A 23,805-nucleotide genomic window follows, 5' to 3' on the forward strand; every position below is an offset into this window, starting at 1 on the left:
CACAGGAATAGTGGATAACTCTCACCGCCCCGCCCGGGGCGGGAGTTACAGAAAGAAAGCTTTTCGCCCTTTACACTCGCCAAAATGGCTTTTTTAGTTATTTTTTCATAAAAATATCGCTTTGTTTATGCCGATTAATACTAAAAATCCCCATTGCCAAAATCTCATTGCCCCCTTTCTCGCGTATCGCGCTTGACGGCGGCGCAATGCCTTGCACCACGCCCTCACCGGAGAGCACCACAAGAGTGCAAAAAACGTCCGGGTTAACTTCCCGGCGTATTTTCAGGCCGCCGCGGCAGAGCGCGTCAGGCCTGATTAGCGGTTAACAAGGCGATAACAACCTCCCGTTTTCACCCGGCGACAAAATTGGCCTGGGAGTTGCTTTATCTTCCTGCGTATCAATGCGGTGCGGCGGCGTGATGCGCTGCCAGCCGCAGCGTGTACCCCTCGCGGTGCTATCGCCTGTAAAAGCGCAAGAACGACACCAAGTCGTCACAAGCGTCGTTTTTAACGACATATTGACTGTCATTCCGTCCACCGCAGACCTTGCTCTGGCTCATCGGACGGACGGCATCTTGTTCCAGACATTGCCACACTCGGGAAATTCGCCGCGCATGCGGCCTTTGCTGTCCCCCGCCAACGAGTGAAACGAGCGTCTATGAGGAGAATGCCAAATGCTGAGCCTGAGATCGGTCAATCAATTCTACGGTCAAAACCACACCCTGTGGGACATCAACCTGGAGCTGCCGCGCGGCCAGTGCACCGTGCTGCTCGGGCGCAACGGCGTGGGCAAGACCACGCTGGTCAACTGCATCATGGGGCATTTGCCGGTAGTGAGCGGCAGCATGACCTGGCAGCCGGCAGATCAGCCGCCGCAAAACCTGCTGCTGCAACCGATGGAGCGCCGCGCCGCACTCGGCATCAGCCACGTCCCGCAAGGGCGGCAACTCTTCTCGCAGCTGAGCGTAGAAGAGAATCTGCAGGTGGCGCAGATGGCCGTGCGCGGCGCCCCTCGCCGCATTCCGCCGCTGATCTACAGCCTGTTTCCCAATTTGCGCCAGATGCGTACCCGCCGCGCCGGCGATCTGTGCGCAGGCGCCCAGCGCCAGTTGGCGATCGGTCGTGCGCTGGCGCAGGAACCGGCACTGCTGATCCTCGACGAACCCACGGCGGGCGTGCCGCCTTCGATCGCCGCCGACATCGGCAACGTGATCCGCAGGCTCAACTTTGAGTTGGGCATGACCATTTTGCTGGTAGAGCATCAGTTGCCGTTCGTGCGCCGGGTGGCGGACCGCTTTTGTCTGCTCGATAGCGGGCGCACCGTGGCGCACGGCGCGCTGACGCAGCTGGATGAGGCGCTGATCGGCGCCGGGCTGGCAGGACAGGACGGAGGATGAGGGAGCGAGGCTCCCTCATTGAGAGTTTATAACAGGCTGATATCCAGATACTGCCCCAGCGGCGCTCGTTCGGCCTGCGGCAGGTGCGGGATTTCACCCAGCAGCGGCGCCGGCAGCATGCGGCGCAGCGTGGCCAGGTATTCCTGATGCCGCCGCCCCGGCGGCGCCACGTCGTTGGCGATCCAACCGGCCAGCGTCAGCCCCGCCTGTTGCACCGCCTGCGCCGTCAACACCGCATGGTTGATGCAACCCAGTTTGATACCCACCACCAGGATCACCGGCAGTTGCTCCTGCTGCACCCAGTCGGCGAAGGTGTACTGCGCCGACAGCGGAGTAAACCACCCGCCGGCGCCCTCGACCAATACCCAGTCGGCGCGCTGTTCCAGCCGGCGCAGGCCGTCGGACAGCCGAGCTGCGTCGATCGGCCGGCCTTCATCGGCGCTAACGATATGCGGCGAAGTCGGTTCGGCAAAAACGTAAGGGTTCACTTCGTCGTACCCCAGCGCCACGCCGCTGTTGGCCTGCAGCGCCAGCGCGTCGCCGTTGCGCAGCCCCTCGGCGGTCATCTCGCTGCCGGAAGCCACCGGCTTATAGCCGGCGCTGCGGTAGCCCGCCAGATTGGCGGCCTGCAGCAAGGCGCTGCTGGCGACGGTTTTCCCCACTTCGGTGTCGGTGCCGGTCACGAACCAACGTTTAATCACGATAAATCACTCCATAAGCCAGATGATAGCTGAGCGGGAACTGCCCCTGCCGGCACGGGTAAGCCGCCTGCAGCGCGGCGAGGCGGCCGCGCGACATCAGGCCGCCCTCGCGTCCCTGGTGCAGATGCGTCGCCCCGATGCCCTTGAGCGAACGCATCAGCGTCATCACGTCCGGGTAATTCAGGGTGCGCAGCTCCGTCACCAGCTCGTGTCGATAGTCGGCACAGGCGGCGCGGATCTGCGCCAGCGGCAGGAAGGCGTTCACGTGACGTTCGCCGTCCACCTGTTGCCAGGCGTCCCCCAATTCCTGCAGCGAGCCCGCCGCCAGCGTGGAGAACAGGATCACACCGCCGGGCCGGGTGACGCGATACAGCTCTGCCAGCGCGGCGGGCAGATCGCTGCACCACTGCACCACCAGGCTGCTGAAACAGATGTCCATCGCCGCGTCGGGCAACGGCACCTGCTCGATATCGCCCAGCAGATAATGGTGCGCCGCCTGTTGCTGGCGGGCGAATGCCAACATCCCCGGCGCCAGATCGAGCGCCGTCACCTGCTTGCCGCGCTCGCGCCACAGACGGCTGAAATAGCCGGTGCCGCAGCCGGCATCCAGCAGCCGTTCGCCCGGGTGGGAACTCCCCATCCCCAGTAAGCGCTCGCCAACATCACGCTGCAGCGCGGCGGCGGCGTCGTAGCTGCCGGCCGCGCGGCTGAAGGCCGAGGCGACCGCCTGTTTGTTCACTGTGTCATTGGCTGACGTCATGCAATACCTCCAGCAGGCGATCGATATCCTGCGGCTGGTGCGCCGCCGTCAGGGTAATGCGCAGCCGCGCGCCGCCCGGCGGTACCGTCGGCGGACGGATGGCGCTCACCCACAGGCCGCGATCGCGCAGACGGGTCGCCAGATCGAGCGCACGCTGATTGTCCCCCACCAGCAGCGGCTGGATGGCGGTGTCGGAATCCGTCAGGGTAAGCGCCAGCGGCGCCGCGCCCTGGCGGAAACGCCGGATGTTGTCCTGCAGCCGGGCGCGCAGTTCATCGCCCTCTCGAATGCAGGCCAGCGCCGCCTGCAGTGCGCAGGCCTGCGCCGGCGGCATCGCGGTGCTGTAGATCAGATGGCGAGCGAACTGCAGCAGATACTCGGCGGTCGCCTCATCGCACAGCACTGCCGCGCCGCTGACGCCGAACGCCTTGCCGAAGGTCGCCACCAGCAGTTCAGGACGCACGCCCTGCTGCCAGCAGCTGCCGCGGCCTTGCTCGCCGCGCACGCCGACGCCGTGGGCATCGTCCACCATCAGCCAGGCGCCCGCCGCGCGGGTTAAGCGATGCAGCTCCGCCAACGGTGCGCCGTCGCCGTCCATGCTGAACACCCCTTCGGTCACCGCCAGCCGCTGCCCGTCGCAGGGTTTGGCCAGCAGATCCGCCAGCGCCTGCGGCTGATTGTGCTGGAAGCGGCGCAGCTCGGCCGGCGACTGAGCCGCCGCCTCCAGCAGCGAGGCATGGCTGAGGCGATCGGCCAAAATGCGATCGCCCTTCTGCATCAACGCCGCCAGCACCGCCTGGTTGGCGGCGTAACCGGAGATGAACAGCAGCGCGCGCGGATAGCCGAGCCACGCCGCCAGTTGCTCTTCCAGCGCCTGATGCGCCGCGCTAAAGCCGGTGACGTGGCCCGAACCGCCGCTGCCGACGCCGTAACGCTGCGCGCCCTGCTGCCAGGCGGCGATCACCCGCGCATCCTGGCTCAGCCCCAGGTAGTCGTTACCGGAGAAGTTCAGGTAGAGACGATCGCCGAGCCGGATCTGGCGGCCGTTGCCACCCTCGGTGGTCTGTCGCCGGCGGTAGGCGGCGTTGAGGCGCCGCTCTGCCAGCGCCTGCTCGATGCGTTGCTGCCAGCTCATCACGGCGCCGCGTTGTAAAACTCGGCGGTATCGGCGTTCAGCAGTTGCCTGGCCAGCACCTGCTGTTGCTGGTTGTCGCCGTGTTCGGTTGCGGTCTGCTGCGGGTTGAGCCCCAGCTTGCGGAACAGCTGCAGATCCTTATCTTCTTCCGGGTTCGGCGTGGTCAGCAGCTTGCAGCCGTAGAAGATGGAGTTGGCGCCGGCCATGAAGCACATCGCCTGCGTCTGTTCATTCATCTGTTCACGGCCGGCGGAGAGACGGACATAAGAGGCCGGCATCATGATGCGCGCCACCGCGATGGTGCGGATGAAATCGAACGGATCGACGTCATCGTTATCCGCCAGCGGCGTGCCTTTCACCTTTACCAGCATGTTGATCGGCACGCTCTCCGGCGGTTTCGGCAGGTTGGCCAGCTGCACCAGCAGCCCGGCGCGATCGCGCACCGTTTCACCCAGCCCGACGATGCCGCCGGAGCATACTTTGATGCCGGCGTCGCGCACCTTGTCGAGCGTATCCAGGCGCTCCTGGTAGCTGCGGGTAGTGATGATGCTGCCGTAGAACTCCGGCGAGGTGTCGAGGTTATGGTTGTAGTAATCCAGCCCGGCCTCCGCCAGCCGCTCGGCCTGAGTACCGTCAAGCGTGCCCAGCGTCATGCAGGTTTCCATGCCCATCGCTTTCACGCCCTGCACCATCTGCTGCAGATAAGGCATATCGCGCTCGTGCGGGTTCTTCCACGCCGCGCCCATGCAAAAACGGGTCGAGCCGTTCGCCTTGGCCTTGCGCGCCGATTCCAGTACCTGCTCGACCTGCATCAACCGCTCCGACTCCAGGCCGGTCTTGTAGCGCGAGCTCTGCGGGCAGTATTTGCAGTCTTCCGGGCAAGCGCCGGTTTTGATCGACAGCAGCGTGCTGACCTGCACCTGACGCGGGTCGAAGTGCTGACGGTGTACGGTTTGCGCTTCGAACAGCAGTTCCAGCAGCGGTTTATCAAACAGGGCCTGGGCTTGCCCTACTGTCCAGTGAATGCGGTCGGCCATCATGGCGTCTCCAAAACGAAAAAGTGTCGCCAGTTTAAATATTGTGGATATACTGTCAACCAATCTTAATTCAATTTGGTTTACAAGTATGTCTGTCACCGCTTCCGACCTGGCGTTTGACCAACGTCATATCTGGCACCCCTACACCTCCATGAGCCGCCCGTTACCCTGTTACCCGATCGAGTCGGCCAGCGGCGTCGAGCTGCAGCTGGCGGATGGCCGGCGCCTGGTGGACGGCATGTCCTCCTGGTGGGCGGCGATCCACGGTTACAACCATCCGAGTCTGAATCAGGCCGCCAGCCAGCAGCTGGAGAAGATGTCGCACGTGATGTTCGGCGGCATCACCCATCCGGCCGCCATCTCGCTGTGCCGTCGGCTGGTGGCGATGACGCCGGAAGCGCTGCAGTGCGTGTTCCTGGCAGATTCCGGTTCGGTGGCGGTGGAAGTGTCACTGAAGATGGCGCTGCAGTACTGGCAGGCGCGCGGCGAGCGCCGGCAGCGCATCCTCACTCTGCGCCACGGCTATCACGGCGATACCTTCGGCGCGATGTCGGTCTGCGATCCGGACAACTCGATGCACAGCCTCTATCAGGGCTATCTGGCGCCGCACCTGTTCGCCACCGCGCCGCAGTGCCGCTTCGACGAGGAATGGCGCGAAGAAGACATTGCGCCGTTCGCCGCGCTGCTGGAGCAGCACGCCGGTGAAGTGGCGGCGGTGATCCTGGAACCGGTGGTGCAAGGCGCCGGCGGCATGCGCATCTACCACCCAACCTACCTCAAGCGGGTGCGCGAGCTGTGCGATCGTCATCAGGTGCTGCTGATCGCCGACGAGATCGCCACCGGCTTCGGCCGCACCGGCAAGCTGTTCGCCTGCGAACACGCGCAGGTGGTGCCGGACATTCTCTGCCTGGGCAAGGCGCTGACCGGCGGTTACATGACCCTGTCCGCCACCCTGACCACCCGCCACGTGGCGGAGACCATCAGCAACGGCGCGGCCGGCTGCTTTATGCACGGGCCAACCTTTATGGGCAACCCGCTGGCCTGCGCGGTAGCGGACGCCAGCCTGGCGCTGCTGGCGGAAAATCGCTGGCAGGCGCAGGTGAGCGCCATCGAAGCCCAGCTGAAGCAAGAACTGCTGCCGTTGGCGGCGCTGCCGAAAGTGGCGGACGTGCGGGTGCTGGGGGCGATTGGGGTGGTGGAGATGCGCGAACCGGTGGATGTCGCCGAGCTGCAGCGCGGGTTCGTCGAGCGCGGGGTGTGGATCCGGCCGTTCGGCAAACTGATTTACCTGATGCCGCCTTACATCATCGAAGCGGAACAGCTCAGCCGCCTGACCGCCGCCGTGGCCGCCGCCGCGCGTTAATGCCTTACCAATGCTGGTCCAGATAGCGGGCCAGCAATCCCAGACACAGCAGCCAGAGTAAAATGATCATCACCGCCGCCATGCGGCCGGTGGGGTTGTCGACGCGCTTTTGCGCCTTCTCGCGCAGCTCGGCCATCAGCGGCTTGGGGATCAGGCGCACCGCCAGCATGATGCCCAACGGCACGATGATCACATCGTCCAGATAGCCCAGCACCGGAATGAAATCCGGGATCAGATCGATTGGCGAGATCGCATAGCCGGCCACCAGCAGCGCGATCAGCTTGGCGTACCATGGGGTGCGCTTATCACGGGCGGCCAGCCACAGCGCGTAGATATCGCGCTTGATGCCTTTGGCCCAACGGCGCAGCCAGCCGAACCACGGCGTGCGTTTTTTCAGTGAAATCATGATTACTTCATATAAGAACGTAAAACGGTCATCAATTGCTCGATGTCCTGCTCGCGCTGCTGCGGCGTAGCGTCCGCGGCAGCCAGATGTTCGCGCACATGCCCTTCCAGCACCTGCGCCATTAAACCGTTGACCGCGCCGCGCACCGCCGCGATCTGCTGCAGCACAGCAGAACATTCGCCGCCGCTCTCCAGCGCGCGCTCCAGCGCTTCGGCCTGCCCTTTAATGCGGCGCACCCGCGCCAACAGCTTCTTTTGATCTCTGAGGGTATGGCTCATTATTTCCGCCTGATTGTTATTTACTATACTGGGGTATAGTATATTTCAGCACACTACCTTTTGCTGAGGAACTTCACCATGACGTCTCACGCGCCCGCTTTGCACCGCGAGCACAGCCACGTTTTTGACGATGGTAACCCATTGGCCGAAAGAAACACCAGATGGGCGGTGATACTCACCGCCAGTATGATGGTCATCGAGATAGCCGGGGGCTGGCTGTTTAACTCGATGGCATTGCTGGCCGACGGCTGGCACATGAGCTCGCATGCGCTGGCTCTGGGCTTGTCGCTGCTGGCTTACGGCGCCGCACGCCGGTTGGCCAAGGATCGCCGCTTCAGCCTCGGCACCTGGAAGATAGAAGTGCTGGCCGGTTACACCAGCGCGGTGTTGTTGGTGCTGGTGGCAGCGCTGATGCTGTTTCAGTCAGCGCAGCGGCTGCTGAATCCCAGCCCGATTCATTATAACGAAGCCATCGCCATCGGCGCGATCGGGCTGGCCGTCAACCTGCTCTGCGCCTGGCTGTTGCGCGGCGGCGGCCACCATCACCACCACGGGGATCACCACGATGACCATCATCATGACCTCAACCTGCGTTCCGCCTATATCCACGTCATCGCCGACGCCGCCACCTCGGTGTTGGCCCTCGTCGCGCTGTTCGGCGGCAAGCTTTGGGGCGCCGCCTGGCTCGATCCGTTGATGGGCATCGTCGGCGCGGTGATGGTGGCCGCCTGGGCCTATAGCCTGATGCGCGATAGCGGGAAAGTTTTGCTGGATGCCGAAATGGACGCCCCCGTGGCGCAAGAGATACGTCAGACCCTGGCCACCTCCGGCCACCCACTCACGCTGACCGATTTGCATTTAGGCCGCATCGGTAAAGGAAAATATCATTGCGTCCTCGCCCTGAGCAGCGCCGATCGCGCCCTCACCGCCGACCGGGTGCGCCAACTGTTGGCCGCGCATCCCGAACTGGTGCACGTTACCGTCGAGATCAACCGCCCACCGTTGGCGCAAGGGGTTGTATTGTTCCACCGAAAAGATCTAGCTTAAGGGCTCTGCTTTTATCGCAACTGGGAGTCATTATGGCTTTTCGTTTGTACAGCAACGATCTGCAGGACGGCGGCAAGATGCCGCAGCAGCAGGTTTTCAACGGCATGGACTACCACGGCGATAACCTGTCGCCCCACCTGGCCTGGGACGGCGTGCCCAAGGGCACCAAGAGCTTCGTTGTCACCCTGTACGATCCCGATGCCCCTACCGGCTCCGGCTGGTGGCACTGGGTGGTGGCCAATATTCCGGCCGACGTGCGTGAGCTGCCGCAGGGCGCAGGCTCCGGCAAAACGCCGCTGCCGAACGCCGCGCTGCAAACCCGTACCGACTTCGGCTCGGCCGGTTACGGCGGCGCCGCGCCGCCGAATGGCGAAAGCCACCGCTATCAGTTCACCGTGCACGCGCTGGACGTGGAAAGCATCGAGGTGGATGAAGGGTCCAGCGGCGCGCTGGTGGGCTTCAACGTCCATTTCCACAGTCTCGGCAGCGCCACGCTGACGGTGATGTTCAACTGATTGATCTCCGCCTATAAAAAAGCGCGGTCAACCGCACCGCGCTTTTCTACTCTGCCCGCCGAATTACTTCGCCAGCACGCTCACCCACATCGGGCCTTTGCCCACCGGATAACGCGCCAGCATGGTCAGCTCGCCGCTGCTCTGGTCAATTTCATGCACCGCGATGTGATCGGACTTCTGGCCGGACGAAATCACGAAGCGGCCGCTGTGATCGATATTGAAACCGCGCGGTTGCGCTTCGGTCGGATAATACCCGACCACGCTCAGCGTGCCGCCGTCTTCGGAAACGCTGAAGAGGGTCAGAATGCTGGCGGTGCGATCGCTGGTGTACAGGAAGCGGCCGTTCGGCGTGATATGAATGTCCGCCGCCCAGCGGGTGCCGTCGAAATCGCTCGGCATGATGTCCAGCGTCTGCGTCACACTGTACTTGCCGCCGTTTTCCGAAATGGCCAGCACGTCCACCGTGCCGTTCAGCTCATTGACGCAGTAAGCGAACTTGTCGTTGTGGTGGAACGCCATATGGCGCGGACCGGCGCCGGCGGCGATATCCACCGCGTCCTGCGCGTGCGGCGTCAGCTGGCCCGCCAGGCTCAGGTTAAACAGACGAATGCGGTCTTCTTTCAGACACGGCACCAGCACCAGTTGGTTGGTCGGATCGATGTTCGCCGAGTGCGGCGCACTCAGGCCGTCGATCTGTTGGATCGGCGCCGTGACCACGCCGTCGTGGCCGATCGGGCTGATGCTGGCGCAGTTGCCGCTGTAGGAAGCGGAGAACAGGTAACGCCCCTGCAAATCGGTCGAGATATGGGTCGGGCTGCCCGGCAGCGGCGCCATGCCGGCCTGCTGCAGCGTGCCATCCGCCTCGATGCGGTAGCTGACGATACCGAACGCCGGACGCACGCCGACGTACAGGTGAGTCTTGTCCGGATGAAGGGTCATCGGCTGCACCTGGCCCGGCACGTCAACGGTTTGCAGCAGCGCCAGCGCGCCGGCGTCGTCCAACTGCCAGACGTGGATCTGCTGGCTCTCCGGGCTGGCGACATAAACGATTTGCTTCATGTGTTCTCCTTGCAAAGGGTAAAAGAGGAACCGGTTTCAGGCCGTTCGCTTGCCCCTAGCTTACCGCACATCCGTCGCATGGCAACCCTGCTTAGCACCGGAAGCTCACGCGGTTTTCTCCATAGGCTATCCGGTGTACCATCGGATTAATTTTATGGCTAACGATAACGAGAACCCTATGAGCTACCGCGTCATCGCCCTCGATCTTGACGGCACCCTGTTGGACAACCAAAAACGCATCTTACCGCAGTCGCTGGAAGCGCTGGCGCAGGCGCGCGCCGCCGGCGTCCAGGTGGTGGTGGTCACCGGCCGCCATCACGTCGCCATCCATCCGTTTTACCAGGCGTTGCAGATAGATACCCCGGCCATCTGCTGCAACGGCACCTACCTGTATGATTTTCAGCAGAAAAAGGTGCTGGCCGCCGATCCCTTGGCGAAGGAGCAGGCCAAACAGGTGCTGCAGATGCTCAAACAGACCGACATTCACGGGCTGATGTACGTTGACGACGCCATGCTGTATCAGGAACCGAGCGGCCACGTGATTCGCTCGCTGGCCTGGGCCGAAACCCTGCCGCCGGCGCAGCGCCCGACGCTGCTGCAGGTCGGCAGCCTGACGCAGGCGGCCGACGACGCGCAGGCGATCTGGAAATTCGCCACCTCGCACGCCGATATTCCGGCGCTGCGCGAGTTTGCCGACACGGTGGAAAAAGAGCTGGGGCTGGCGTGCGAATGGTCCTGGCACGATCAGGTGGATATCGCCAAAGGCGGCAACAGCAAAGGCAAACGCCTGCGTCAATGGGTAGAGTCGCAGGGGTTGAGCATGGATCAGGTGGTGGCGTTCGGCGACAACTACAATGACATCAGCATGCTGGAAGCGGTCGGGTTGGGCGTGGCGATGGGCAATGCCGATGACGCCATCAAGGAACGTGCCGATCTGGTGATCGCCGATAACCTGCAGCCGGGCATCGCCGAGGTGATCCGCACCCGCGTGCTGTAGTCTTTTCGCCCTCCCGCCGGGAGGGCCTGCCTTAGCGGCTCTCGCGGCTGATAGACACGCTCTTCACCTGCGCATACAGCCACTGCCCGGGGCGGATCGCCAGTTCATCGCGCGCCCATGGCGTAATGCGCGCCCACAGCACGTGTTCGCCGACCGCCAGTTTCACTTCCACCTGCCCGTCCACGTCCAGACACTCGCTCACCTTGGCTGGCAAGACGTTGCGAATACTGCTGTTGACCGGCGGCTGCAGCACCAGCGAGACGTCGGCGGCGTTGATGCGGATGCGCAGTTGGGTGCCCAATTCAGCGTCGATGCCGCTGACCCACAGCCTTTGATCGCCAAGCGCCAGCGCCGTCATGGCATAACGTTGATGATGCTCGATCACGCTGACGCGCAGCACGCTGCTCTGATCTTCACGCTGCAGCCACGGCCGCAGCGCGCTGCTGGCCCAGACTTCTTCCAGCCCGCCGAACGCGCGCACTTCGCCGCGATCCAGCACCATCACCTGCTCGGCCAGCCGCAGGATCTCGTCCAGGCTGTGGCTGACGTAAAGGATGGGGATGTTCACGTCCTGCGCCAACCGCTCCAGATACGGCAGCAGCTCGCGTTTGCGCGGCAGATCGAGCGAGGCCAGCGGTTCATCCATCAGCAGCAGTTCCGGCGCGGTCAGCAGCGCGCGGCCGATCGCCACCCGCTGTTTTTCACCGCCGGAGAGCGTCAGCGGCAGCCGGTTCAACAGCGGCCCGATGCCCAGCAGCTCGACGATGGTATTGAACTGCGCGCGCATGCCGGCCGCCATGCCGTACTGCAGGTTGCCGCGCACCCGGTAGTGCGGGAACAGCCGCGCATCCTGAAACACATAGCCGATACGGCGCTTTTCCGGCGGCAGGCAGAGGCCGGAGGCGGTATCCACCAGCGTACGGCCATTGAGCGCGATGCGCCCCTGCTGCAAACGGGTCAGGCCGCCGATGGCGTTGATCAGGGAGGTTTTGCCCGCGCCGGACAGGCCGAAAATCGCGGTGATGCCCTGCGCCGGCAAATCGGCGCGGACGTTGAGATTGAGGTCGCCCAGCTGCTGCGAGAAATCCAGCTCCAGCATTTACACCCCCATCCGTTTGCGGCCCCAGCGGGCCAGCCATTCGGACACCATCAGCGAAGCCAGCGACAGCACGATGGCGATCACGCACAGACGCGCGGCGGCGGCCTCCGCCCCCGGCGTTTCAATCAGCGTATACATCGCCAGTGGAATGGTGCGGGTTTCACCGGGAATGTTGGAGACGAAGGTGATGGTGGCGCCAAACTCCCCCAGCGAACGGGCGAAGGCCAGCACCACGCCGACAATAACGCCGGGCAGCGACAGCGGCAGAGTGATGGTGAAAAACACCCGCCACGGATTGGCGCCCAGCGTGCGCGCCGCCTGCTCCAGCCGGGTATCCACCGCCTCCAGCGCCAGCCGGATGGCGCGCACCATCAGCGGAAACGCCACCACCGCCGACGCCAGCGCGGCGCCGCGCCAGCTGAAACTGAAGCTGAAACCGAACCAGTCGTACAGCCACTCGCCGATAACGCCGCGCCGCCCCATGGCGATCAACAGCAAATAGCCAACCACCACCGGCGGCAGCACCAGCGGCAGGTGAATGACGCCGTCCAGCAGCGCCTTGCCGGGGAAGCGGCAACGCACCAGCACCCAGGCCATCAGAATGCCGAACGGCAGGCTGCAGACCACCGCCAAACCGGAGACTTTCAGGCTCAGCTCAACCGCCTGCCACTCGTACTCACTCAGAATCATTTACGCGGGGTGAATCCATAATGTTCGAAAATAGCGGCCGCTTCCGGGCTCTTCAGATAGGTATAGAAAGCGCTGACCGTCGGATTTTGACGATCTTTCACCATCGCCATCGGATATTCAACCGGTTTGTGGCTGTCTTCCGGGAACACGCCCACCACTTTCACCTTGTCGCTGGCGACCGCGTCGGAGCCGTAGACGATGCCGAGCGGCGCTTCACCGCGCTCCACCAGCGCCATGGCGCTGCGCACGTTGTTGGCGCGCGCCAGTTTCGGCTCCAGCAGGCTCCAGGCGCCCAGGTGTTCCAGCGCTTCCTTAGCGTAGATACCGGCCGGCACATGATCCGGATCGCCCACCGCCAGGCGGCCGCCGTTGAGCAGCTTGGCCCAGTCGGTCTGCTTGTCGATGGCGATCTTGTCTTGCTTATCGCTCTTGGCGGCGATCAGCACCAGTTCGTTGCCCAGCAGCGTGTAACGGGTGTCTTTCACCATCTGCTGCTTGTCGATGGCGTAATCCATCCACTGCTGATCGGCGGAGATAAACAGATCGGCCGGAGCACCCTGCTCAATTTGGCGCGCCAGCGTCGAGGACGACGCAAAGGAGGAAACCACCTGCACGTCCTTGCCTTTTTGATATTGGGTGGCGATGTCCTGCAGCGCGTTGGTCAGCGACGCGGCAGCGAACACGGTGATCTTTTCCGCCGCCGAAGCCTGAGCCACCAGGCCCGATGCCAGAACGATCCCGCCAACCCATTTGGTCCATTGCTGTTTCATTGTTTTTCTCCGCAAGTTAACGTGCATTATCACTCTTCGTTATATAAAAAATAATATAACGTTGCGCGAAAGCTTGTCATGCGGTTTATCGGCAAAGCGTGAGATAACTTGAGGAATGCCCGCCGGGGAATGCCGGCGGGTATCGGGATGGGGAACGGTCAGTGCTGGGTGCGGTTTTCTTTCGAACGGCCCACTTTGGAGAAGACGTTGAACACTTCGCCAAAACCGTAGATCAGGCCGAGAATGAGCGCCATGACCACCGGCACCATCACCACGGCGAACAACAGACTTTTCAATAATTCCAACATGATAGCCTCGCTTAACTGCCCATTGAGCGGCAAATGCCTTTCACCGCATATCCGGTTATTCTAACCCAAAAAAATCGGTAAAACGGAGTTATTTTAGCCAGCGAGGCGAAATTGTGATCGGCCAAACGTGCCCTTTCAACCGCCCTCATCCCGGCGCGGGGTAATAGATCAACGGCGGCGCATAGCCGGCGGGCGCCGCCAGCCTGGCCTCCACCCCGTATACCGCGTGAATGTTCTCCGGCGTCAACGCCTGCCGCGGCACGCCCGCCGCACAGATCCCGCCCCGCTGCAGCAGCGCGATCCGATCGCAATAACAGGCCGCCAGATTAAGATCGTGCAGCGTCACCACCACGCTGAGTTTCAGCCGCCGCAGCAAGGCCATAAACTGCTGTTGATGGGCGATATCCAGATGATTGGCGGGCTCGTCCAGCAGCAGCCACGGCGTTTGCTGCGCCAGCGCGCGCGCCAAATGCACCCGCTGCCGCTCGCCGCCGGACAGCCGCTGCCAATCGCGATCGGCCAGGTGGCTGATGCCCACTTGCTCCATCGCCTGCCCGGCGAGGCGGCGATCCTCGGCGCCGAAGCCGCGCCAGCGGCCGGTATGGGCCAGGCGCCCCAGCAGCACCGCCTCCTTCACCGGCAGCGCGAAGGCGCCGGGGGCGGATTGCTCGAGAAAGGCGATGCGCCTGGCGCGCTCCCGCCCGGAAAACGCGGTAATTTCGCGCCCTTCCAGCCAAACGCGGCCCCCGGCGGCGGGCTGCAGCCCGGCCAGCAGCTTGAGCAGCGTGGATTTACCGCTGCCGTTGACGCCCAGCACGCCGGTGACCTCACCGGGCAAGGCGCAGAAACTGAGATTTTCCAGCACCGTGCGTGCGCCCGCTCGCCAGCTCACCGCCTCGGCGCACAGGCCAGTGCGCGCTTTTTCAATCGTCATGCATTGACCTTCCGATACAGCAACAGCAGGAATACCGGCACCCCCAGCAGTGCGGTCAGCACCCCGACCGGCAGCTCGCGCGGGGCAAACAGCGTTCTGGCCAGCGTGTCCGCCGCCACGGCGAACAGCGCGCCGCACAGCGCGCTGGCCGGCAACAGCAGCCGATGCCGCGAACCGACCAGCCGCCGGGCGACATGCGGCACCGTCAGCCCGATAAACCCCACCGCGCCGCTGAACGCGACGATCGCCGCCGTCAGCGCGGTGGTCGCCACATACAGCAGCAGCTTCAGCGGGGCCACCGCCACCCCCAGCGAAGCGGCGGTCACGCCGCCAAACGCCAGCGCGTCCAGCTCACCCGCCCGCAGCCAGCAAAGCAGCAGCGCCGCCGCCAGCGCCAGCCCGCACAGCCCGACCTGCGGCCAGCGCGCGTCGCTGAACGATCCCAGCAGCCAGAACATCACGCCGCGCGTGGCGTTGGCGTCCGCCTGCCAGAGGGTGATCAGCGAAGTCAGCGCGGAGAGCAGCTGCGTCACCGCCACCCCGGCCAGAATAAACAGCGTGGACTCCCCCTGCAGCGAACGCCCGGCCAGCAACATCACCAACGCAAACGCCGCCAGCGCGCCGATAAACGCCCCGCCGGACACCGACAGCAGGCCGCCTCCCAGCCCCAACACCAACACCGTCACCGCCCCCAAGCCGGCGCCGGAGGAGATCCCCAGCACCCAGGGATCGGCCAGCGGGTTGCGGGTCAGCGACTGCAGCACGGTGCCCGCCAACGCCAGCCCGGCGCCGGCCAGCGCCGCCAACAGCGCGCGCGGCATCCGCAGCGACCAGATGATGCGCTGATACACCTCGGCATCGGACGCTGCGCCGCCGCTGACGCCGAGTACAATGCGCCAGGCGTCGCGCCACGCGATCGGCGCGGGCCCCGACAAGGTGGCGCCCAGCAGGGCCAGCGGCAGCGCCGCCGCCAGCAGCAACAACCAGCCGGCCTCACGGCCGGGCAGTAACCGCCGGCTCATGCTATTTCCAGCCTGCGATCACATAGTCGTCCAACAGTTGCCATACCGTCCCCGCCTCGCTGAAACCGGCTTGTCTGAGGGCCGCGAGCTGGAAATCCACCGGCGTCGGCGGCGGTACCGGGCGGCCGGCGAACAGCGCTTCGCGCTCGGCCTGATAAGCGGCCAAGGCCGGCGATTGCAGTGCGCCGGCGAACCAACGATCCCAATCCTCAACGCCGCTGTCCCAGGCGCGCTGTTGGGTCTGCTCGTCGTGCCGCTCCGCCAACGCTTTCAACCTCGGCTGACGGTGGTCACAGCGCTGATGATCGGCATTGAGGAACACGCCGCCGTCGGCCAGCAGCCCGGCGACGTTGCGGAACAGCGCCAGCTGCTGTTCCGGCATCAGCCAGTGCAGCGCCGTGCTGGACACCGCCGCCTGCGGCGCGGGGCCGGACAACGCGGAAAAACAGGCCGGATCCGCCAGATCGGCCTGCAGGATACGGATCCGATCGCCATACTCCGCCAGCGCGCCGCGCGCCACCGCCAGCAGCAGCGGATCGAGATCGATGGCGGTCACCCTGGCCTGCGGAAAGCGCTGCAAAATACGCAGGCTCAGCGATCCCGGGCCACAGGCCAGATCCAGCACGTGAAAATCCTGGCCGACGGCCAGCGCCAGCACGTCCAGCTGGGCGTTAAAACGCGCTTCGCGTTCGGCGATGTAGGCCGCCTGCTGGCGATCCCAGGAGTCCAGCAGCGAAGAGAATGAAACGGCAGTCATATCAAGGTTCCTTGTTGGAAAGCGTCGGAGCCTGCGGCGGCAAGGCCGCCAGGCCCCGAATCAAACGGCCCAGCGCCGCCACGGTGCGGGCGGAAGGGTCCATGTCGTAACCGGGGAGGATCACGTAGCGCCGCTGACGCACGGCGCGCAGCGTCGCGGTCAGCGGGTGATGCTCCAGAAAGGCGATCTTGTCGGCCGCGCTGTCCCCGAAGCCGCCGCGCGGCAGATCGCCAAGCACGATCGCATCCGGATCGCGGGCGGCGATAATCTCCCAGGACACCGTCGGCCACAGCTCGGGCAGATCGCCGAACAGGTTCTCGCTGCCGACGCTGCGGCTCAGCAAGCCTGGCGCGCCGCAGCAGCCGGCCACATAGGGCGTCTGCGCGCCGGCATACCACCACAGCAGCCGCAAATGCGGCAGCTGTGCGCGCTGCGGCTCAAGCACCCTCAACTGCCCGCGCAGCCGTTCGATCAGCGCTTCACCGGCGCGGCTGACGTTGAAGATACGCGCCAGCTCCCGCAGCTCGGTGAAAATGTCTTCGAACGTCAGCGCGGCGGCGATCGCGCTTTGCTGGCCGCTGCAGGCGCCGGGAGAGAGATAAGTGCCGATGCCCCATTCCGCCAGCCGCGCCCGATCGGGCGTTTCCGGGCTGTGCAGCCAGTAATAGCTGGCCGAATAGACAAAATCCGGCCGCATCAGCAGCAACGCTTCCGCCGTGGGCGGCGCCGGGCTGGCTGGCGCCCGCAGCGCCTCGGCCGGCGCCGTCGGCGCGGGATCGCGCGCGCGGTCATACCCGATCACGCCGATCGCACGGCCGGCCAGCCCCAGCGCCAGCAGGTTTTCCAGCGCCGGGTTGGCGTAAACCAGCACCCGCTGCGGCGGCTGCGGGTAATCGCGCGTTACCCCGCAATTGTGCAGGCTGACGGCATCGGCACGCAGCGGCGCGCCCCAGCCCAATCCCAGGACGCACAACAACAGGTAAAGCGAGCGTTTCACGCCGTCAGAACCTGACCGAGACGAAGGTTTCATAGCTACGCGGCGGCGCAATCAGCGCCTGATCCGGGTAGGTGCGCTGATAGGCGTACAGCTGGTTGGTGGCGTTGCGAATGCGGAAACCGACATCGACGATCGGCGTCAGCTGATAGTCCGCCGCCAGATCAAGCGTGGTGTACGCGCGCATCTTGCGCCGGTTGGCATCGTCGTTGTAACTGCTGCCGACGTAGCGCAGCGAAGAAGCCAGCCCCAAACGTTCCGTCGCCTGATAATGCACGCTGAGGTTGGCGGTCCAGTCCGGGATATAGGCCGGGCGATTGCCGTTGTAGCTGCGCAGCGGGCTACCGCCGCGATAGTCGTCGTAGCGGGCGTGCGTGTAGGCGGCGTTGCCGGCCAACTCCCAGCGCTCGTCGGGGCGCAGCACCACGCCAAGCTCGATGCCGCGCGACGTCTGCCTGCCTACCGCGTTCAACGCATCCGGCCGCTGTGCGTCAGGCACAAACAGGTTGTCCTTGCGCAGTTCGTACAGCGCCAGCGTCGCCTCGCCCTTGTTACCCCAAAACTGCCCTTTGGCACCGGCCTCCCACTGGCGCGCTCGCGTCAGCGGCCGATCGGTCTGCGTCGGGCTGAGGAAGAACAGATCGTTGCCCGGCTCCTGGCCGGTGGTGTAGTTGGCGTAGAGCGTGAGGTTATCGGTCAATGCATAGCTGGGGCCCAGGCTCCAGGTGCTGAACACGTAGGTGTGCGCGCGGCTCTCTTCCTGCGGCCCCTGGAAGCGCCAGTCCATGTCCATATGGTTGTAGCGCAACTGGCCCAGCAACGCTAAACGCTCGGTCAGGCTGAAGCGATCTTCAAGAAAGGCGGCGTACTGATTCTGGGTGACGTGGCGCACCGGCGCGCGTTGGCGATCGGTGCCCTGCGCGAACGGCTCTCTGGGCGGCGCGCCGAGCGGCACGTCTTCGGAACCGGGGAAACCGTTGGAGTAGTACTGAAAATGCCGCTTGCTCAGATCGAAGCCGACCAGCAACCGGTTATCGAAACCGGCAATGGCGCGATCGAACACCAGCGAACTGCGGTTGCCGATCAGATCGTCGTCGTGTGCCAGGGCGCCGAAAGAGTCGCGGTTGACGTCGCCGGGCCGGGCCGCCGCCGCGACGCGGAAACGCTCGACGTTGCGCCATTCGCGAAAGCCGCTGTAGTAATAGAATTGGTTATGCCACTCCACTTCGGGCGTCATAAACCAGTCCAGACTGGCCTGAAATGCGGTGGCGTTGCTCTGGATGCGGCTGTCGGTCAGGTTGTTGTAATTGATGTCGCGCAGCTCGCCGGCAATGCGCCCATCCAGCAGCGGCGTGCCGTAGTAAGGGTTGTTGGTGCGGTTGAGCATGCGGTCCAGGCTCAGCGTCAACAGCGCATCGTCGGTCAGCTTAAACAGCAGCGAGCCGGAAACCCGCTTCTGCCGATCGCGCTCGTCCTGCACATTGCTGCCGCTGTCGTTGCCGCTGACGTCCAGCCGATACGCCACCGCATCGTCCACCAGCGCACCGCCGGCTCCCAGATGCAAGCGCTGGCTGCGGTAGCTGCCGAGGCCATAATCGAGCTCGAACGGCTGGCGGCTGAAGGTCGGCCGCCGCGAGATCAGGTTGACGCTGCCGCCCGCGGCGCTCAGGCCGTTCAGCGCCGATCCCGGCCCGCGCAGCACCTCAATGCTGTCGTAATGCGCCGGATCGCCCAGCTGCAGCGTGCTGCCGGGCATTTCTACGCCGTTATACAGCCAGGCGATCGGCCGGAAACCGCGCGCGGAAAAGTTATTGGATAACGTCGGCGAGGCCACGCCGGACAGGCCGGTGGCGTGCTCAACGGCGGCGGCCAGCGAGCGGTCGCCCCGCTGTTGGATCGCCCGTGCGCTGATGATATCGATACTGCGCGGCGTCTCCCGAGCGCTCAGCCCGAGCTGCGACGCGCTGCGGCTCACGGCGTTCAACGCATCGTAGCGCCCGGCGGGGGCCGCCGCCTCCACGGTGAGATGTTCTTCGCATCCCGTGGCATTGCGGGCTTTATCACAGTCGGCGGCGAAAGCCAGCGGCGCCGTCAGTGCGCCAGCGACCCAGGCGGCGGCCAGGCATAAAGATTTTCTGGGCGCGCTAAGACGCCAGCGTGTCGTACTCATGTGGAGCATCCCTGTGGTGAAATAAAAACCGGCCGCAGCCGGCGTAAAGCCTTATTGTTTTTCTGTTATGTTATATTATAACAACAAAACAATACCAGTCTTTATTACCCCGCTCTCCAGCGCACTGCGTTTGGCGCTTTGCCGCCAAATCGGCGACAATACGGTTTTTGCCGCCGACAGGATGCGCTATGCAGGCCGAAATTCTTCTGACTCTCAAACTCCAGCAAAAGCTGTTCGCCGATCCGCGCCGCATCGCGCTGCTGAAACAGGTGCAGCACACCGGCTCCATCAGCCAGGGCGCCAAACTGGCGGGCATCAGCTACAAAAGCGCCTGGGATGCCATCAATGAGATGAACCAGCTGGCGGAACAAACGGTGGTGGAGCGCGCCACCGGCGGGAAAGGCGGCGGCGGCGCACAGCTGACGCGCTATGGCCAGCGGCTGATCCAACTGTATGACCTGCTGGGCCAGGTGCAGCAAAAGGCCTTCGACGTGTTGCAGCAGGACGATCTGCCGCTCGACAGCCTGCTGGCGGCCATCTCGCGCTTCTCGCTGCAAACCAGCGCGCGCAATCAATTCTTCGGTACCGTCATCGAACGCGATCATCAGCAGGTGCAGCAGCACCTGGCGATTTTGTTGAACGACGGCAGCACTCGCCTGACGGCGGCCATTACCCAGCAAAGCGCCGACCGGCTGCAGCTGACGCCGGGCAAAGAGGTGCTGGCGCTGATCAAGGCGCCGTGGGTGCGGTTAAGCGTCGAGACGGCGGAACATGCCGGCGCGGATAACGCGCTGGTGGGCGTGGTGGCCGGCATTCAGCCAGGCGCCGAACACAGCGAGGTGCTGGTGACGCTGGCGGGGGGCGAAACCCTGTGCGCCACGCTGACGACGGCGGAGCTGCAGCGTCTGCAACTGAGCGTCGGCGCCGCCGTACACGCCCTGTTCAACGCCGACCACGTGATTGTCGCCACGTTGTGTTAAGCGCAACGTAACGTTGCATTTTTGTTGATTGACATCCCCCTGCAATGCGCCTATTTCTAAGGCAAATAATTGCAAAAAAAGGAACAGGTGATGTCGTCGTTGCACATTTCGCAAGGTTCATTCCGCTTAAGCGATACCCGCACCCTGACGCTGGACGCGCTGGAAATCCAGGCCGGCGACAGCTGGGCCTTCGTCGGCGCCAACGGCAGCGGCAAATCCGCCCTGGCACGGGCGCTGGCCGACGAACTGGTTCTGCTCGGCGGCGAGCGCCGCAGCGACTTTCAGCACGCGGTGCGCATCTCCTTCGAACAGCTGCAAAAAATGGTCAGCGACGAGTGGCAACGCAACAACACCGATCTGCTCAGCGCGGACGAGGACGACACCGGCCGCACCGCGGCGGAAATCATTCAGGAAGAGGTGAAAGACGCCGCGCGCTGTGAGCGGCTGGCCGCGCAGTTCGGCATCACCGCCCTGCTGACGCGCCGCTTCAAATACCTCTCCACCGGCGAAACGCGCAAGACCCTGCTGTGCCGGGCGCTGATGCCCGAGCCTGACCTGCTGATCCTCGACGAGCCCTTCGACGGGCTGGACGTGCACTCGCGCGCGCAGCTCGCCACGCTGCTGAGCGAGCTTTCCGCCCAGGGCCAGACCCTGGTGCTGGTGCTCAACCGGTTCGACGAAATCCCGGATTTTGTCCGGCGGGTGGGCGTGCTGGCGGACTGCACCCTGACCAGCCGCGGGCCGCGCAGCCAGGTAATGGCGGACGCGCTGGTGGCGCAGCTGGCGCACAGCGAAAATCTCAGCGGGCTGGCGCTGCCGGAAACCGAGGATCCGACGCAAAAAGTAGCCCTGCCGGCGGATCGGCCGCTGATCGTCCTGCGTGACGGCGTGGTCAGCTATAACGATCGGCCGATCCTCAATCACCTCGACTGGCAGGTAAATCCCGGCGAACACTGGCAGATCGTCGGCCCGAACGGCGCCGGCAAATCCACATTGCTCAGCTTGATCACCGGCGATCATCCACAGGGCTACAGCAACGATCTGACGCTATTCGGCCGCCGCCGCGGCAGCGGGGAAACCATCTGGGAAATCAAACGCCATATCGGCTACGTCAGCAGCAGCCTGCATCTGGATTATCGCGTCAACACCAGCGTGCGCAACGTGGTGATGTCAGGGTTTTTCGATTCGATCGGCATTTATCAGGCGGTTTCGGATCGTCAGCGGCAGCTGACAGAGCAATGGCTGGCGCTGCTCGGGCTCGACGGCGCGCGCGGTGACGCCCCGTTCCACAGCCTTTCCTGGGGCCAACAGCGGCTGGCGCTGATCGCCCGCGCGCTGGTGAAACACCCGGCGCTGCTGATCCTCGACGAGCCGCTGCAGGGGCTGGATCCGCTCAATCGCCAGCTGGTGCGCCGCTTCATCGACGTGCTGATCGGCCAGGGCGCTACCCAGCTGCTGTTCGTCTCGCACCATGCCGAAGATGCGCCGCAGTGCATCACTCACCGCCTCAGCTTCGTGCCCGACGGCGAAGGCGGCTATGGTTACCAACAGCAACGGCTGGAGGCGCCCTCCGCCTGAAACGCGGCGTAAACATATCCGGCAACACTTCACCGCAGCACATCACATTTGGCCTTTTATCATAGAAAGGAAGAAGGCCATTTCTGGAGACGCCATGTCCGCTGCGTTGATTATCATCGACCTGATCGAAGATCTGATCGGGCCCAAAGGGCGCGCCAACCACTGCCGCGAACAGGTGGCAGCGACCCACCTGCTCGCCAACGTCAATGCCGCCGCGGCCTATGCCCGGGTGCGAAAAATCCCGGTGATTTGGGTGCGGGTGGGATTCGCCGACGATTATCATGACATTCCGCCCCATTCGCCGCTGTTCAACCATCTCAAGCAGATCGGCGCGCTGCGGTTAAACGGCCCGGGCTGCCGCTGGATGCCCGAACTGCATCAGGAAGAGACCGATCTGCAGTTTGAAAAAACGGCAGTCAGCGCTTTCTCCGGTAACAATTTGTTAGCCTGGCTGCGGCAACATCGGTGCCACCATCTGCTGCTGGCGGGCGTCAGCACGCCGCTCGCCATCGAGAGCACCGCGCGGCAGGCGCACGACGCCGGCTTTCAGGTGACCGTACTGCACGATCTGTGCGCAGCCCCCACGCAGGAGATCCACCAGCAGAGCCTGGATACCCTGCAAAACCTGGCCGAAATCACCCGTTCGCAGGCATGGATGAAAGGCTAACCCTCATCGCCGCCGGTCGTGTGGGCCGGCATTATGCACAAATCCGTCACTGCCCCGACCTTTAGCGTCATTTGGGTGTGCTACTATCCGCTTTAGCGCTCAATTTCGCCATCATCGCACGCCGCAAAGGCGCTGAGCGCCGTGTACATATTTTAAAGGGACATATTATGTGGGGCGTACTGGCTGCTTCGTTATTTTTCTTGCCGTTCAATCGGCTGATAGCCTGGGTGATCCTGGCCGCCTCGGCGGGCATGGGGCTTTATCATGGGGTACTGACGCCGCTCAGCCTGGGTTACCTGTTGGCCATCGTGGCACTGGCGGGGCTGCGCCACCATTTTCGCGAGCAGCGTAATCTGGCGATTGCGCTCGAAGGGCTGGTGGTCGCCGGCTGCGTGGCGCTGTTCTTGCACCTGGTGCCGGGCATCCACAACCCGCTGATGATCGACGGCGAAAAAGCCGGCCCGCTCAGCGCACCGTTCACCATGTATTACAACTTCGATAAGGCGATGGTGCCCTTCCTACTGTTCGCCTGCTTGCCCACGCTGTTTTCCGCCGAACGCGGCGGCAACGCCGGCAAAACGGGCTGGATTGCGCTGCTGCTGGCCGTGCCGGCGCTGTTGCTGCTGGCCGTCGCGCTGGGCGGCTTAAAAATCGAGTTGCATGCGCCCGCCTGGATCCTGCCTTTCGTGATGGCAAACCTGTTCTTCGTCTGCATGGCCGAGGAAGCGCTGTTTCGCGGCTACCTGCAACAGCGTCTCAGCCAGTGGCTGGGCGCCTGGCCGGCGCTGATCGTCGCCTCCCTGGTGTTCGGCGCCGCGCATCTGGCGGGCGGTACGCTGATGGTGATCTTCGCGACCCTCGCCGGGGTGATCTACGGCCTGGCGTGGATGTGGAGCGGCCGTCTGTGGGTGCCGATTCTGTTCCATTTCGGGCTTAATCTGACCCATCTGCTGTTCTTCACCTATCCGCTGTACCAGCATTCTTAACGGCTGAAGCCGGCAGAGAGCCCCTCTCTGCCGGCTGGTCGGGTGAAAACGCTATCACCGGCACCTCACCGCAATGCCCTCAATCACGTTGTCGCCCGCTTTTCTTCGCCCTTCCTGCGCTTTTCAATGAAGTGTAAACGATTCCATTTTTCGCG

25 protein-coding genes are annotated in these 23,805 nt (G+C 64.0%); 9 read left to right on the forward strand and 16 right to left on the reverse strand.

The window, feature by feature from the left end:
* Nucleotides 1-674: 674 nt before the first annotated feature.
* On the forward strand, nt 675-1,397 hold the full coding sequence (locus ACJ8IJ_RS09910) for an ATP-binding cassette domain-containing protein (RefSeq protein WP_049187151.1): 723 nt from the start codon (nt 675-677) through the stop codon (nt 1,395-1,397).
* A gap of 26 nt (nt 1,398-1,423) precedes the next feature.
* On the opposite strand, the gene bioD is transcribed toward ACJ8IJ_RS09910, so the two are convergent.
* Genes bioD through bioB form a run of 4 tightly spaced genes read right to left on the reverse strand, consistent with a single transcriptional unit; the run spans nt 1,424 to nt 5,030 of the window.
* Nucleotides 1,424-2,098, reverse strand: a complete 675-nt coding sequence (bioD, locus tag ACJ8IJ_RS09915; protein WP_021504003.1) for a dethiobiotin synthase — start codon at nt 2,096-2,098, stop codon at nt 1,424-1,426.
* A complete protein-coding gene (bioC, locus tag ACJ8IJ_RS09920; RefSeq protein ID WP_015377013.1) occupies nt 2,091-2,858 on the reverse strand; it encodes a malonyl-ACP O-methyltransferase BioC in 768 nt (255 codons plus the stop codon). Before bioC ends, bioD begins: the two co-directional genes overlap by 8 nt.
* Entirely contained in the window at nt 2,842-3,993 is a 1,152-nt protein-coding gene (bioF, locus tag ACJ8IJ_RS09925; RefSeq protein ID WP_075684768.1) for an 8-amino-7-oxononanoate synthase, read from the reverse strand. Before bioF ends, bioC begins: the two co-directional genes overlap by 17 nt.
* The gene (bioB, locus tag ACJ8IJ_RS09930) at nt 3,993-5,030 is read right to left on the reverse strand and encodes a biotin synthase BioB (RefSeq protein ID WP_004939801.1); all 1,038 of its coding nucleotides are present in this window, start codon (nt 5,028-5,030) and stop codon (nt 3,993-3,995) included. The genes bioF and bioB overlap by 1 nt, the downstream gene beginning before the upstream one ends.
* An 88-nt stretch (nt 5,031-5,118) precedes the next feature.
* Here bioB and bioA point away from each other — a divergent pair, with 88 nt between their 5' ends.
* Nucleotides 5,119-6,393 carry an adenosylmethionine--8-amino-7-oxononanoate transaminase gene (gene bioA, locus ACJ8IJ_RS09935; RefSeq protein WP_049276828.1) on the forward strand — a complete coding sequence of 425 codons (1,275 nt, stop codon included), beginning with the start codon at nt 5,119-5,121 and terminating at the stop codon, nt 6,391-6,393.
* A 4-nt stretch (nt 6,394-6,397) separates the two neighbouring features.
* Here the strand turns inward: bioA and ACJ8IJ_RS09940 are convergent, their stop codons facing one another.
* Both ACJ8IJ_RS09940 and ACJ8IJ_RS09945 read right to left on the reverse strand, forming a co-directional pair.
* Nucleotides 6,398-6,799, reverse strand: a complete 402-nt coding sequence (locus tag ACJ8IJ_RS09940) for a YkvA family protein (RefSeq protein ID WP_016928691.1) — start codon at nt 6,797-6,799, stop codon at nt 6,398-6,400.
* Nucleotides 6,800-6,801: 2 nt separating this feature from the next.
* Complete coding sequence (locus ACJ8IJ_RS09945; protein ID WP_004939805.1) at nt 6,802-7,077, reverse strand: metal/formaldehyde-sensitive transcriptional repressor; 276 nt, start codon at nt 7,075-7,077, stop codon at nt 6,802-6,804.
* A 78-nt stretch (nt 7,078-7,155) separates the two neighbouring features.
* On the opposite strand from ACJ8IJ_RS09945, the gene dmeF reads away from it, so the two are divergent.
* Entirely contained in the window at nt 7,156-8,124 is a 969-nt protein-coding gene (dmeF, locus tag ACJ8IJ_RS09950) for a CDF family Co(II)/Ni(II) efflux transporter DmeF (protein WP_442518591.1), read from the forward strand.
* A 32-nt stretch (nt 8,125-8,156) separates the two neighbouring features.
* On the forward strand, nt 8,157-8,639 hold the full coding sequence (locus ACJ8IJ_RS09955; protein ID WP_442518592.1) for a kinase inhibitor: 483 nt from the start codon (nt 8,157-8,159) through the stop codon (nt 8,637-8,639).
* 63 nt (nt 8,640-8,702) lie between these two features.
* Here the strand turns inward: ACJ8IJ_RS09955 and pgl are convergent, their stop codons facing one another.
* Complete coding sequence (gene pgl, locus ACJ8IJ_RS09960; protein ID WP_049187142.1) at nt 8,703-9,698, reverse strand: 6-phosphogluconolactonase; 996 nt, start codon at nt 9,696-9,698, stop codon at nt 8,703-8,705.
* 178 nt (nt 9,699-9,876) lie between these two features.
* On the opposite strand from pgl, the gene ACJ8IJ_RS09965 reads away from it, so the two are divergent.
* Nucleotides 9,877-10,695: a pyridoxal phosphatase gene (locus ACJ8IJ_RS09965; protein WP_171455030.1), complete on the forward strand. Its 819-nt coding sequence runs from the start codon at nt 9,877-9,879 to the stop codon at nt 10,693-10,695.
* A gap of 31 nt (nt 10,696-10,726) precedes the next feature.
* Here ACJ8IJ_RS09965 and modC read toward each other — a convergent pair whose 3' ends face one another.
* The 9 genes from modC to ACJ8IJ_RS10010 form a co-directional block, all read right to left on the reverse strand.
* Nucleotides 10,727-11,794, reverse strand: a complete 1,068-nt coding sequence (modC, locus tag ACJ8IJ_RS09970) for a molybdenum ABC transporter ATP-binding protein ModC (RefSeq protein WP_004939810.1) — start codon at nt 11,792-11,794, stop codon at nt 10,727-10,729.
* On the reverse strand, nt 11,795-12,484 hold the full coding sequence (gene modB / locus ACJ8IJ_RS09975) for a molybdate ABC transporter permease subunit (protein ID WP_015377003.1): 690 nt from the start codon (nt 12,482-12,484) through the stop codon (nt 11,795-11,797).
* Nucleotides 12,481-13,254 (reverse strand): molybdate ABC transporter substrate-binding protein, encoded by a 774-nt coding sequence (modA, locus tag ACJ8IJ_RS09980; protein WP_075685567.1) that lies wholly within the window; start codon nt 13,252-13,254, stop codon nt 12,481-12,483. Before modA ends, modB begins: the two co-directional genes overlap by 4 nt.
* A 158-nt stretch (nt 13,255-13,412) precedes the next feature.
* On the reverse strand, nt 13,413-13,562 hold the full coding sequence (locus ACJ8IJ_RS09985; RefSeq protein WP_004939813.1) for an AcrZ family multidrug efflux pump-associated protein: 150 nt from the start codon (nt 13,560-13,562) through the stop codon (nt 13,413-13,415).
* Between the two features lie 145 nt (nt 13,563-13,707).
* Complete coding sequence (locus tag ACJ8IJ_RS09990) at nt 13,708-14,496, reverse strand: ABC transporter ATP-binding protein (RefSeq protein WP_131164563.1); 789 nt, start codon at nt 14,494-14,496, stop codon at nt 13,708-13,710.
* Nucleotides 14,493-15,518 carry a FecCD family ABC transporter permease gene (locus ACJ8IJ_RS09995; RefSeq protein WP_442518593.1) on the reverse strand — a complete coding sequence of 342 codons (1,026 nt, stop codon included), beginning with the start codon at nt 15,516-15,518 and terminating at the stop codon, nt 14,493-14,495. The genes ACJ8IJ_RS09990 and ACJ8IJ_RS09995 overlap by 4 nt, the downstream gene beginning before the upstream one ends.
* A 1-nt stretch (nt 15,519) precedes the next feature.
* On the reverse strand, nt 15,520-16,275 hold the full coding sequence (locus tag ACJ8IJ_RS10000; protein ID WP_049278110.1) for a class I SAM-dependent methyltransferase: 756 nt from the start codon (nt 16,273-16,275) through the stop codon (nt 15,520-15,522).
* A 1-nt stretch (nt 16,276) separates the two neighbouring features.
* The gene (locus ACJ8IJ_RS10005; RefSeq protein ID WP_442518594.1) at nt 16,277-17,272 is read right to left on the reverse strand and encodes an ABC transporter substrate-binding protein; all 996 of its coding nucleotides are present in this window, start codon (nt 17,270-17,272) and stop codon (nt 16,277-16,279) included.
* Nucleotides 17,273-17,276: 4 nt separating this feature from the next.
* Entirely contained in the window at nt 17,277-19,439 is a 2,163-nt protein-coding gene (locus ACJ8IJ_RS10010) for a TonB-dependent siderophore receptor (RefSeq protein WP_442518595.1), read from the reverse strand.
* A 188-nt stretch (nt 19,440-19,627) separates the two neighbouring features.
* Here ACJ8IJ_RS10010 and modE point away from each other — a divergent pair, with 188 nt between their 5' ends.
* The 4 genes from modE to ACJ8IJ_RS10030 all read left to right on the forward strand — a co-directional run bounded on the left by modE (nt 19,628) and on the right by ACJ8IJ_RS10030 (nt 23,650).
* A complete protein-coding gene (gene modE, locus ACJ8IJ_RS10015; RefSeq protein ID WP_442518596.1) occupies nt 19,628-20,419 on the forward strand; it encodes a molybdenum-dependent transcriptional regulator in 792 nt (263 codons plus the stop codon).
* A 90-nt stretch (nt 20,420-20,509) separates the two neighbouring features.
* A complete protein-coding gene (gene modF / locus ACJ8IJ_RS10020; RefSeq protein WP_131164568.1) occupies nt 20,510-21,997 on the forward strand; it encodes a molybdate ABC transporter ATP-binding protein ModF in 1,488 nt (495 codons plus the stop codon).
* A 94-nt stretch (nt 21,998-22,091) separates the two neighbouring features.
* A complete protein-coding gene (locus ACJ8IJ_RS10025) occupies nt 22,092-22,664 on the forward strand; it encodes a cysteine hydrolase family protein (RefSeq protein WP_004939825.1) in 573 nt (190 codons plus the stop codon).
* A 167-nt stretch (nt 22,665-22,831) separates the two neighbouring features.
* Nucleotides 22,832-23,650: a CPBP family intramembrane glutamic endopeptidase gene (locus ACJ8IJ_RS10030; protein WP_442518597.1), complete on the forward strand. Its 819-nt coding sequence runs from the start codon at nt 22,832-22,834 to the stop codon at nt 23,648-23,650.
* Nucleotides 23,651-23,805: the final 155 nt, after the last annotated feature.

It is taken from the genome of Serratia sp. CY40230 (genome assembly GCF_052168835.1).
Taxonomy (GTDB): Bacteria; Pseudomonadota; Gammaproteobacteria; order Enterobacterales; family Enterobacteriaceae; genus Serratia; species Serratia nematodiphila.